This window comes from Pseudescherichia vulneris (genome assembly GCF_902164725.1).
Classification (GTDB): Bacteria; Pseudomonadota; Gammaproteobacteria; order Enterobacterales; family Enterobacteriaceae; genus Pseudescherichia; species Pseudescherichia vulneris.
On record NZ_LR607338.1, the window covers coordinates 1,635,148 to 1,646,745 of the forward strand.

The window sequence follows — 11,598 nt, forward strand, 5'->3', positions numbered from 1 at the left end:
AATATTACACCATTACCCGATTGTCATCAGGCTGGCGTTGCCTCCGGCTGCGGCGGTGTTGACGCTCAGAGAGCGCTCCAGGTAGAGACGCTCCAGCACGATCGCCGTTTCGCCCCGCGCAAAGCCCTGCACTGAAATAATTGCGCCGTCGCGGGCGGCAACCTGCTCGCAGATCGCCCGCAGCTGGTCGGAATCGCCGTGGTAGATCACCGCGTCAAACGCCTGAGCCAGCAGCGTATCCGGCTTGGCGAAGGCGATGCGCTCAGCCACCGCAGGCGGCAGCTGCTTCGCCAGATCGCGATGCAGCCCATCTTCCGGCCACAGCACCTTGCTGCCTACCGCCAGCACCGCAGCCAGCTGCACCAGCGCATCCTGCTCATTGTCCGCCATGCAGAGCACGCTATCACGCGGCAGCAGCGTCCAGGTGTTGCGCTCGCCGGTCGGGCCAGGCAACAGGCGCTGGGTACCGCTCTGCGCCTGCTCACCAAACTGCTGGCAGAGTTCCACCAGTTCAGGACGACTGGTCGCCCAGGCGCTCAGCGCCTCCAGCGGTTGAGCCAGCACGCTGCGCAGTCGGGCATCCACCGGACGCACTGCGTCATGGCGTGCCAGGGTAACACCCAGCGCATTTTGCGGCCGGCTTGCCAGCAGGCGGTAGAGATAGAGCGGCCCACCCGCTTTAGGCCCGGTGCCTGAGAGCCCCTCTCCGCCAAACGGCTGGACGCCGACGACCGCGCCCACCATGTTGCGGTTGACGTAGAGGTTGCCCACGTAGGCGTTGCCGGTAACCTGAGCGATGGTTTCGTCGATACGGGTATGCACCCCGAGGGTCAGACCGTAGCCGGAAGCGTTGATCTGGCGGATGGTCTCATCCAGCTGGCTGCGGCTGAAGCGCACCACGTGCAGTACCGGACCGAAGACCTCTTTTTTCAGCTCGTCGATGCTGTCCAGTTCGATCAGCGTTGGCGCAACAAAGGTGCCGGTCTGCCACTCTTTCGCATCCTCGCTGTTTTCCCGCACCGCCTGGAACACCGGACGACCTTTCGCCCGCATCGCCTGAATATGGCGCTCGATGGCATTTTTCGCCTCGGCGTCGATCACCGGGCCAATATCCGTCGACAGGCGGCCAGGATTACCCATTCGGCTCTCCGCCATTGCGCCGCGCAGCATTTTCAGCGTGTGGTCGGCGATATTCTCCTGCAGGCAGAGCAGACGCAGCGCCGAGCAGCGCTGGCCCGCACTGTCAAACGCCGAGGCCATGACATCGACCACCACCTGCTCGGTCAGCGCCGAGGAGTCAACGATCATGGCATTCATACCGCCGGTTTCAGCGATCAGCGGGGTCGGACGACCCTGGGCGTCAAGGCGCGGCGCAATGCTGCGCTGCAGCAGGGTCGCGACCTCGGTCGAGCCGGTAAACATCACGCCGCGCACACGGTTGTCGGCGGTCAGCTGCGCGCCAACGGTTTCGCCCCGGCCTGGCAGGAGTTGAACCACACCGGCAGGAACGCCCGCTTCCCGCAGCAGGGCCACGCTCTGGGCTGCAATCAGCGGCGTCTGCTCCGCTGGCTTCGCCAGCACGCTGTTACCTGCCGCCAGGGCCGCGGCAACCTGTCCGGTAAAGATGGCCAGCGGGAAGTTCCACGGGCTGATACAGACCACCGGGCCCAGCGGGCGGTGGGTCTCATTGTCGAAATCGTCCCGCACCTGGCCCGCGTAGTAGCGCAGGAAGTCCACCGCTTCGCGTACCTCGGAAATGGCGTTGCTAAAGGTTTTACCCGCTTCGCGCACCAGAATACCGATCAGCTGCTGAGTCTGATCCTCCATCAGCATGGCGGCACGTTCCAGAATGGCGGCGCGCTCCTGAGGAGGGGTGGCAAACCAGATAGGGCCGGTGTTTACCGCGCTCTCCAGCGCCTGCTCAACTTCCGCAGGGGTCGCTTCCCGCGCGTAGCCGACAATATCTTTCGGCTCGGCTGGGTTGATCACGGCAACCATTTCGCCGTCCTCTACCGGCTGCTCCAGCAGTGGCCCGGCCTGCCAGGTGTGCAGTGCGCTGTTAAGTAGGGCAGAGGAGAGCGACGCCAGACGGTGCTCGTTCGCCAGATCCAGCCCGGCGGCGTTAACCCGACCTTCGCCATAGAGATCCACCGGCAGGGGGATCTTCGGATGCGGCAGGCCAATCTGGCCCTCCTGAGCCGCCAGCTTTTCAACGGCGCTAACCGGATCGGCCACCAGCTCGTCAAGAGGCAGGGTGGTGTCGGCGATGCGGTTAACAAAGGAGGTGTTCGCGCCGTTCTCCAGCAGGCGGCGTACCAGGTAGGCCAGCAGCGTCTCATGGGTGCCGACCGGGGCGTAGATACGGCAGGGGCGGTTAAGCTTGCCGTCGGCAATATTGCCCACCACCTGCTCATAGAGCGGCTCGCCCATGCCGTGCAGGCACTGGAACTCATACTGGCCCGGATAGTAGTTCTCCCCGGCAAGCTGGTAGATGGCGGCCAGGGTGTGGGCGTTATGGGTCGCAAACTGCGGGTAGATCAGATTCGGGACGCTGAGCAGCTTTTTCGCGCAGGCGATATAGGAGACGTCGGTGTAGACCTTGCGGGTATAGACCGGATAGCCCTCCAGCCCCTCAACCTGGGCGCGTTTGATTTCGCTATCCCAGTAGGCCCCTTTCACCAGACGGATCATCAGGCGACGACGGCTGCGGGAGGCGAGATCGGTGAGGTAGTCAATGACAAACGGGCAGCGCTTCATATAGGCCTGGATGACGAAGCCGATGCCGTTCCAGCCCGCCAGATCCGGATCGAAGCAGAGTTTTTCCAGCAGATCGAGGGAGATCTCCAGCCGGTCCGCCTCTTCGGCGTCGATGTTGATCCCGATATCGTACTGACGCGCCAGCAGAGTTAAGGACTTCAGGCGCGGATAGAGCTCGCTCATCACCCGGTCATACTGCGCCCGGCTGTAGCGCGGATGCAGCGCCGACAGCTTGATGGAGATCCCAGGACCTTCATAGATGCCGCGGCCGTTGGAGGCTTTGCCGATGGCGTGGATCGCCTGCTGATAGGAGACCATGTAGGCCTGCGCATCCGTAGCGGTCAGCGCCGCCTCGCCCAGCATATCGTAGGAGTAGCGGAACCCCTTCTCCTCCAGCTTGCGGGCATTCGCCAGCGCTTCGGCAATGGTTTCACCGGTAACAAACTGTTCGCCCATCAGACGCATCGCCATGTCGACGCCTTTGCGGATCAGCGGCTCGCCGCTCTTGCCGATGATGCGGTTCAGCGAGCGCGAGAGGCTGGCTTCATTATGGGTAGAGACCAGGCGGCCGGTAAACAGCAGGCCCCAGGTCGCGGCGTTAACAAACAGCGAGGGGCTACGTCCGATGTGCGACTGCCAGTTGCCGTTGCTGATTTTGTCACGGATCAGCGCGTCACGGGTGGCCTTGTCCGGAATACGCAGCAGCGCTTCGGCCAGGCACATCAGGGCCACACCCTCCTGGGAGGAGAGGGAGAACTCCTGTAACAGGCTCTGCACCATCCCTGCACGGCCGGTGGCAGTTTTCTGGTTACGCAGCTTTTCCGCCAGGCGGTAGGCCAGCTTCTGCGCCCGCTCGCCAACCGGCTCCGGCAGGCGCGCCTGCTCCAGCAGCATTGGCACGGCGTCGGTTTCCGCACGTCGCCAGGCGGCGGTGATGGCTGCACGGCTCACCGATTGGGGCAGGATCTGTTCGGCAAATTCCAGGAAGGGTTGATGCGGCTCGTCTTTCGGTACGCTGGCGTCTGCCTGCTCGCTCTCTGTACCGCTGATCTGGCCCGGTAGCTCCGGCAGCGCGTCACCGCTCTCAACGCGCTCAAGATAGTTAAAGATGGCCTGCTTAATCAGCCAGTGCGGCGTGCGATCGATCTGCGTCGCGGCCTGCTTAATACGTTCCCGCGTGGCGTCATCAAGCTTAACCCCCATCGTGGTGCTACCCATGCATCTACTCCTCGTTATTATCGTCACTCTACTCGTTAGCGAGGAATATCTACCATGTTGCAACTTTGTGCAACCATGTTAATTGTGACGCGGTCAACAAGCTGAAAAATGAATGGATTGTTAAAGGCGATCCCGCTCTCAGAATTAGCGCTAGCACTCTTAAAACCCAGGAACCATGCGGTGCTTAACACTTTTGCACGGTGTTACCTTGCAAAGCGTGAGCGAGTGCAACCTATTAGAAAATGGTATCGTAACGGGGATGTAATTCATGTGAATGCCATGTTAAATCGATTGTGGTTAGAAATCGCTTCCGGCAGGATACGGTCGCCCAACACAACAACGATACCTTTTCCCCGTTCCGGAAAAGGTCAAGGCAGCAGATATGACGTTTGCTGACGAAGAGATCTGGAGACTTTTGAATGGCAATGAGCACCCCGATGCTGGTGACGTTTCTTATTTACATCTTTGGCATGATTTTGATTGGCTTTGTCGCCTGGCGATCGACAAAAAACTTTGACGACTATATTCTCGGCGGCCGTAGCCTGGGGCCGATGGTAACCGCACTCTCTGCGGGTGCGTCCGATATGAGCGGCTGGCTGCTGATGGGCCTGCCAGGGGCAATTTTTATCTCGGGTATCTCTGAAAGCTGGATCGCTATTGGTTTGACGCTGGGGGCATGGATCAACTGGAAGCTGGTGGCGGGCCGCCTGCGCGTGCACACCGAGGTGAACAACAACGCCCTGACGCTGCCGGACTACTTCACCGGCCGCTTTGAAGATCGTAGCCGCGTGCTGCGCATCATCTCTGCGCTGGTTATTCTGCTCTTCTTCACCATCTACTGTGCCTCCGGCATCGTGGCAGGGGCGCGCCTGTTTGAGAGCACCTTTGGGATGAGCTACGAAACGGCGCTGTGGGCCGGTGCAGCAGCAACTATCCTCTATACCTTTGTGGGCGGCTTCCTGGCCGTAAGCTGGACCGACACCGTGCAGGCCAGCCTGATGATCTTCGCCCTGATCCTCACCCCGGTAATGGTGATGGTCTCTGTAGGCGGCTTCGACGAATCGCTGATGGTAATCAAGCAGAAGAGCATTGAAAATGTCGACATGCTCAAAGGGCTGAACTTTGTGGCTATCGTCTCGCTGCTGGGCTGGGGCCTGGGCTACTTTGGTCAGCCGCATATTCTGGCGCGCTTTATGGCGGCGGATTCCCACCACACTATCGTTCACGCTCGCCGGATCAGCATGACCTGGATGATCCTCTGCCTGGCCGGTGCGGTAGCCGTAGGCTTCTTCGGTATCGCTTACTACACCAACAACCCGGGGCAGGCTGGGGCGGTAAACCAGAACGCCGAGCGCGTGTTTATCGAACTGGCGCAGGTGCTGTTTAACCCGTGGGTTGCCGGCGTGCTGCTCTCTGCCATTCTGGCAGCAGTGATGTCGACCCTAAGCTGCCAGCTGCTGGTCTGCTCTAGCGCTATCACCGAAGATCTCTACAAGGCGTTTCTGCGTAAACACGCAAGCCAGACGGAGCTGGTATGGGTCGGACGCGTGATGGTGCTGGTGGTCGCGCTGGTGGCTATCGCCCTGGCGGCTAACCCGGAAAACCGCGTGCTGGGTCTGGTGAGCTATGCCTGGGCTGGTTTTGGTGCCGCCTTTGGTCCGGTGGTGCTCTTCTCGGTACTGTGGTCACGCATGACCCGTAACGGCGCGCTGGCGGGGATGATCATCGGTGCGGTCACCGTCATCGTCTGGAAGCACTTCGAACTGCTGGGCCTGTACGAGATCATTCCAGGCTTTATCTTCGGCAGCATCGGTATTGTGCTCTTCAGCCTGCTGGACAAAGCGCCGTCGGCAAGCATGCAGGCGCGCTTTGCCGAGGCGGATGCGCACTACCACACCAAGCCGGAACCACGCGTAGCAAACTAACCGTTATACACGCACCGGAGCCATTTTCCGGTGCGTTTTCCCACTTCTTAATTACAATTCCGCAACCTTTAATTCACCTTCCAGCATGCGGCCTGTCCTGCGTAACATTCTGAGAAACTTCCGCGCAGAAATGACTTGTGTTTACGGCTGGCGTAATGATAATCACTATCATTGAAATTTACTTTTCTTTGCATCATTTGACACTGATTAACATTCAAAGGTTTATCGCATGTTTGTGCCATTTCTCATTATGTTACGCGAAGGAATCGAAGCGGCGCTGATCGTTAGCCTCATCGCCAGCTATTTGAAGCGTACCCAACGCGGCCGCTGGATAGGCGTGATGTGGATCGGCGTTTTTCTCGCCGCCGCGCTCTGCCTCGCGCTCGGTATCGTCATCAACGAAACCACCGGCGAGTTTCCTCAGAAAGAACAGGAGCTGTTTGAGGGCATCGTTGCCGTCATCGCCGTGGTGATCCTGACATGGATGGTTTTCTGGATGCGCAAAGTATCGCGCAACGTTAAGGTCCAGCTTGAGCAGGCCGTGGATAACGCCCTCAAACAGGGCAATCATCACGGCTGGGCGCTGATTATGATGGTCTTCTTTGCCGTGGCGCGGGAAGGGCTGGAGTCGGTCTTCTTCCTGCTGGCGGCGTTTCAGCAGGATGTCGGTATCTGGCCCCCGGTGGGGGCACTTACCGGGTTGGCGACAGCCGTCGTCATTGGTTTCCTGATCTACTGGGGCGGCATCCGCCTTAACATGGCCGCGTTTTTCAAATGGACCAGCCTGTTTATCCTGCTGGTGGCCGCCGGGCTGGCTGCGGGGGCGATCCGTGCCTTCCACGAAGCGGGCCTGTGGAACCATTTCCAGCAGGTGGCCTTCGATCTCAGCAATACCCTCAGCACCCACACGCTGTTTGGCACCCTGCTGGAAGGCATCTTTGGCTACCAGGAAGCACCCAGCGTCAGTGAAATGGTGGTCTGGTTTGCGTATCTTATTCCGGCGCTGGTGCTGTTTATGCTGCCGCCGCGCCCAGGGGCGCAGATGTCGTCTGGGGCCTCCTGATGTTTACTCAGCGTGGCAACAATAGTTACAACATACTTTTAAAGGGAAAGGTCATGGCAACGCATTTTCGTCGTAGTGCTTTACAGGTTGGTATTGCCGCGCTGCTCGCCTGCGCGTTTAACGCCCAGGCGGCGGATGTTCCTCAGGTGAAGGTTACGGTAACGGATAAACAGTGTGAACCGATGAACCTCACGGTTAACGCCGGAAAGACGCAGTTCATTATCCTCAACCACAGCCAGAAAGCGCTGGAGTGGGAGATCCTCAAGGGTGTAATGGTAGTTGAGGAGCGGGAGAACATCGCGCCAGGCTTTAGTCAGAAGCTGACCGCTAACCTGCAGCCGGGCGAATACGAGATGACCTGCGGCCTGCTGACCAATCCCAAGGGCAAGCTGATTGTCAAAGGTGCCTCTACGGCAGACACGGCGAAAGGTGACGCATTGCTGAGCCTGAGTGGGGCTATCACCGAGTATAAAGCTTACGTGACCCAGGAGATGAACGGTCTGGTCGCTAAGACCAGGGCCTTTACCGATGCGGTGAAGGCGGGCGACATCGAGAAAGCGAAAGCGCTCTATGCCCCGACGCGTCAGCACTACGAGCGTATTGAGCCCATCGCCGAACTCTTCTCTGACCTCGACGGCAGCATTGATGCCCGTGAAGATGACTACGAACAGAAAGCCGCCGATCCGAAATTCACCGGTTTCCATCGCCTCGAAAAAGCGCTGTTTGGTGATAATTCCGCAAAAGGCATGGAGCAGTATGCGGACCAGCTCAACAGCGACGTGCTGGAGCTGCAAAAACGCATCAGCGAGCTGGCCTTCCCGCCATCAAAAGTGGTCGGTGGTGCGGCAGGGCTGATTGAAGAGGTGGCGGCCAGCAAAATCAGCGGTGAAGAGGATCGCTACAGCCACACCGATCTGTGGGACTTCCAGGCTAACGTTGACGGCGCGCAGAAAATTGTCGACCTGCTGCGTCCGCAGCTGCAGAAAGGCAACGCCGACCTGCTGGCGAAGGTGGACGCCAACTTCAAGAAAGTCGATGCCATTCTCGCGAAATACCGCACCAAAGATGGCTTTGAAACCTATGACAAACTGACCGACGCCGATCGCACGGCGCTGAAAGGACCGATCACTACCCTGGCGGAAGATCTGGCCCAGCTGCGCGGCGTACTCGGACTGGATTAAGCATGACAGAGCATGATGTTGACGGCGTGAGCGAGCCTTCACGCCGCCGTTTATTGAAAAGTATGGGCGCGCTGGGTGGCGCGCTGGCGCTGGCGGGCGGCTGTCCGGTTGCCCATGCAGCCAAACCGACAAGCGCGCCCGGCACCCTGTCGCCGGATGCGCGGATGGAGACCCAGCCGTTCTATGGTGAGCATCAGGCAGGGATCCTGACGCCGCAGCAGGCTTCAATGATGCTGGTGGCGTTTGACGTGCTGGCCAGCGACAAGTCCGAGCTGGAACGGCTGTTTCGTCTTCTGACCCAGCGGATCGCGTTTTTAACCACCGGCGGTCCCGCGCCGGAAACGCCTAACCCACGTCTACCGCCGATGGACTCCGGTATTCTTGGCGGCTTTATTGCGCCAGATAACCTGACCATCACCGTCTCGGTAGGGGCGTCGCTGTTCGATGACCGCTTTGGCTTAAGCCCGCAGCGCCCTGCCAAACTGGAGAAGATGACGCGATTCCCCAACGATTCGCTAGACGCCGCCCTGTGTCACGGCGATCTGCTGCTGCAGATCTGCGCTAACACCGGGGATACGGTGATCCACGCTCTGCGCGATATCATTAAGTACACGCCGGATCTGCTCAGCATCCGCTGGAAGCGGGAAGGGTTTATCTCCGATCACGCGGCGCGTAGTAAAGGCAAAGAGACGCCGATCAACCTGCTGGGCTTTAAAGACGGCACCGGCAACCCGGACAGTGGGAACAGTACCCTGATGAAGAGTGTGGTGTGGGTCACGCCTGACCAGCAGGAGCCCGCCTGGACGGTGGGCGGCAGCTATCAGGCGGTACGCATCATCCAGTTCCACGTTGAGTTTTGGGATCGCACACCGCTCAAAGAGCAGCAGACTATCTTTGGTCGGGACAAGCACAGCGGGGCTTCGCTGGGTATGAAACATGAGCATGACGTGCCGGACTACGCTGGCGATCCGGACGGCGACGTTATTGCCCTCGACAGCCATATACGTCTTGCCAACCCGCGCACGCCGGAGACCGAAGCGAACCTGATGATGCGTCGAGGCTATAGCTACTCGCTGGGGGTCACCAACTCTGGCCAGTTGGATATGGGCCTGCTGTTTGTCTGCTTCCAGCACGATCTGGAGAAGGGGTTCCTGACGGTGCAGAAGCGGCTCAACGGCGAAGCGCTGGAGGAGTACATCAAGCCCATCGGCGGGGGATACTTCTTTGCGCTGCCGGGCGTAAAGGCAACGCAGCACTATCTTGCTCAGCCTCTGCTTGAGGCATAACGCGCTGTCTCCTACCCTGTGGGGCAGGGGACAGCCATCATTTTTTTCTATGAGCGTAATCCTGTTATATATTTGTAATATTAATGTCAGAAACTGGCTCGGTATGAGGGCGCAGGAACGTTATATTTAGGTAAATATAATGTTGCTTTTATGAAAAATTTTGTTTTACTTATAACAACAGCGGTAGTTCCCGGCAGTGAACGATTCACTATGGAGATCGCGAATGGTAGCATCCGGCTCAGGACAAGCACTCAACGTAAACCGTCATGCTCGGTGCGGACAGCTCGCCACCGACAGCGATCGTCTCACCGCCAGAATCTCCTCTTTCCTCATCACAACACCTGAATTTACCGACGTGGCGAATGACACAGTGGGTGGGTTTGTCGCGTCTTTTCATCAGCAAGTCATGGCTTACAAGGAAGCCAAACCTCAGACGTTCGTGCGCATAATCGTGCCGGCAGCGGCGCGTGTGATGTAAACCTACAACTCAAGGTGCTATCCATGGGAAGACAGAAAGCAGTGATCAAAGCTCGTCGTGAAGCTAAACGTGTGCTGAGACGAGATTCGCGCAGCCATAAACAGCGTGAAGAAGAGTCGGTCACCTCGCTTGTGCAGATGAGTGGCGTTGAATCAATTGGCATGGCGCGGGATAGCCGTGATAACTCGCCAATTGTCGCGCGTAATGAAGCTCAGGCGCACTACCTGAATGCAATTGAGAGTAAGCAGCTCATTTTTGCTACAGGTGAAGCAGGATGCGGTAAAACTTGGATCAGCGCAGCGAAAGCGGCGGAAGCCCTGATCCACAAGGATGTGGACAGAATTATCGTCACCCGTCCGGTCCTGCAAGCCGATGAAGATCTTGGCTTCTTACCCGGAGATATCTCGGAGAAGTTCGCTCCTTACTTCCGGCCCGTCTATGATGTGCTGGTCAAACGCCTTGGAGCGTCCTTTATGCAATACTGCCTGCGGCCAGAGATTGGTAAGGTAGAAATCGCGCCGTTCGCCTATATGCGCGGACGTACATTTGAAAACGCGGTCGTGATCCTTGACGAGGCTCAGAACGTGACCGCTGCGCAAATGAAAATGTTTTTGACACGCCTCGGGGAGAACGTGACCGTGATCGTTAACGGTGATATCACCCAGTGCGATTTGCCGTCGGGCGTCCAGTCCGGCCTGAGCGATGCGCTGGCGCGTTTTGAGGAAGATGAGATGATTGGCATCGTCCGCTTCACGAAAGATGACTGCGTGCGCTCGGCCCTCTGCCAGCGAACGCTGCTGGCATACTACTGATGAACTCGCGTAGTTGAGAATGTGATCGCAAAGCCCGGGTAGCCGGGCTTTGTTTTTTTGTCGCGGAGTTCGACGGTAATAGCCGACCACCCGCTATGCGCCAAATGCGCCGTCAATCGTGTGCATTACGCCCGTGACGAACGACGCTTCTGGACCCGCCAGTCGTGCGACCATTCCCGCATAATGCTAATACGCTGTCGATAGCGCGCCTCCGCCATTATTTACCCCAGCACACTGTTGCGCATATTTTCCCGGTGAAGTACCAACATAACGGCTAAACGCTACGCTGAATGCGCTGGCAGAGCCGTAGCCAATGCGCTCTGCTACCGCTGCGATAGTGATACCGGTATGGCAAAGCATCTGTTTAGCCAGCGCCATTCGCCAGGCGAGAAGATAAGCCATCGGTGTTATGCCAATCATTTCTGTAAATCGTTCAAACAGCGTCGATCGCGATAGTGCGCAGCCGTTGGCCAGCGATTTGACTGTCCACCGCCTGGCGGGATCCTGATGTATCAGCCGAAGAGCTTGAGCGATACGAGGATCTTCCAGGCCGCGTACCAGCCCGGGTGTGATTAGGGCATTGCCAGACCGAATGGCCTCAATGAAAAGCAATTCCGTCACCCGCGCCAGCATGAACGCTTTTCCTGCCCGCTGCGCCTGCGTTTCCTCTTTCAGCAACCCCATAAGCAGCGCCAAACGCTTTTCATCACGCACGCAAATAAACTCAGGCAGAAGCGAAACCAGTAACCCTGCATCGGAAGAGTCAGATACGCAGTGGCCTACCAGAGCCAGCATGTCAGGTGCAACGCGCGGATCGCCAACCCTGAAGTGCCTGTCTGCTACTTCAATCGGCAGGGTGTTAAGGGTTTGCGCCGGAG

At 58.4% G+C, this 11,598-nt stretch carries 8 protein-coding genes and 1 pseudogene; 6 read left to right on the forward strand and 3 right to left on the reverse strand.

The genetic code is table 11. The features are described from left to right. Positions 1 to 12 precede the first annotated feature (12 nt). Positions 13 to 3,975 carry a trifunctional transcriptional regulator/proline dehydrogenase/L-glutamate gamma-semialdehyde dehydrogenase gene (gene putA, locus FN633_RS06830; RefSeq protein WP_154057199.1) on the reverse strand — a complete coding sequence of 1,321 codons (3,963 nt, stop codon included), beginning with the start codon at positions 3,973 to 3,975 and terminating at the stop codon, positions 13 to 15. 419 nt (positions 3,976 to 4,394) lie between these two features. Here putA and putP point away from each other — a divergent pair, with 419 nt between their 5' ends. From putP to phoH, 6 genes are all read left to right on the forward strand, one after another. Further along, a complete protein-coding gene (gene putP, locus FN633_RS06835) occupies positions 4,395 to 5,900 on the forward strand; it encodes a sodium/proline symporter PutP (RefSeq protein WP_154057200.1) in 1,506 nt (501 codons plus the stop codon). 229 nt (positions 5,901 to 6,129) lie between these two features. Beyond that, entirely contained in the window at positions 6,130 to 6,963 is an 834-nt protein-coding gene (efeU, locus tag FN633_RS06840; protein ID WP_154057201.1) for an iron uptake transporter permease EfeU, read from the forward strand. Positions 6,964 to 7,016: 53 nt separating this feature from the next. Next, positions 7,017 to 8,144 (forward strand): iron uptake system protein EfeO, encoded by a 1,128-nt coding sequence (gene efeO, locus FN633_RS06845; RefSeq protein WP_154057202.1) that lies wholly within the window; start codon positions 7,017 to 7,019, stop codon positions 8,142 to 8,144. A 2-nt stretch (positions 8,145 to 8,146) separates the two neighbouring features. Beyond that, entirely contained in the window at positions 8,147 to 9,430 is a 1,284-nt protein-coding gene (gene efeB / locus FN633_RS06850; protein WP_154057203.1) for an iron uptake transporter deferrochelatase/peroxidase subunit, read from the forward strand. A gap of 223 nt (positions 9,431 to 9,653) precedes the next feature. Next, on the forward strand, positions 9,654 to 9,908 hold the full coding sequence (locus FN633_RS06855; RefSeq protein ID WP_154057204.1) for a hypothetical protein: 255 nt from the start codon (positions 9,654 to 9,656) through the stop codon (positions 9,906 to 9,908). 23 nt (positions 9,909 to 9,931) lie between these two features. Continuing rightward, positions 9,932 to 10,720, forward strand: a complete 789-nt coding sequence (gene phoH / locus FN633_RS06860; protein WP_208673976.1) for a phosphate starvation-inducible protein PhoH — start codon at positions 9,932 to 9,934, stop codon at positions 10,718 to 10,720. Between the two features lie 93 nt (positions 10,721 to 10,813). On the opposite strand, the pseudogene FN633_RS06865 reads toward phoH, so the two are convergent. Together FN633_RS06865 and FN633_RS06870 are read right to left on the reverse strand one after the other, a co-directional pair. After that, positions 10,814 to 10,900, reverse strand: a pseudogene (locus FN633_RS06865) (oxidoreductase); the annotation flags it as partial. A 6-nt stretch (positions 10,901 to 10,906) separates the two neighbouring features. Beyond that, positions 10,907 to 11,598: helix-turn-helix domain-containing protein (locus FN633_RS06870; RefSeq protein WP_154058849.1), on the reverse strand; the 692-nt coding region annotated here is incomplete at its 5' end.

Coding starts and splice junctions, on each gene's coding strand:
- putA (WP_154057199.1), bottom strand. CDS start 3,975: ATGGGTAGCACCACGATGGGGGTTAAGCTTGATGACGCCACGCGGGAA.
- efeO (WP_154057202.1), top strand. CDS start 7,017: ATGGCAACGCATTTTCGTCGTAGTGCTTTACAGGTTGGTATTGCCGCG.
- efeB (WP_154057203.1), top strand. CDS start 8,147: ATGACAGAGCATGATGTTGACGGCGTGAGCGAGCCTTCACGCCGCCGT.
- FN633_RS06855 (WP_154057204.1), top strand. CDS start 9,654: ATGGTAGCATCCGGCTCAGGACAAGCACTCAACGTAAACCGTCATGCT.
- phoH (WP_208673976.1), top strand. CDS start 9,932: ATGGGAAGACAGAAAGCAGTGATCAAAGCTCGTCGTGAAGCTAAACGT.
- efeU (WP_154057201.1), top strand. CDS start 6,130: ATGTTTGTGCCATTTCTCATTATGTTACGCGAAGGAATCGAAGCGGCG.
- putP (WP_154057200.1), top strand. CDS start 4,395: ATGGCAATGAGCACCCCGATGCTGGTGACGTTTCTTATTTACATCTTT.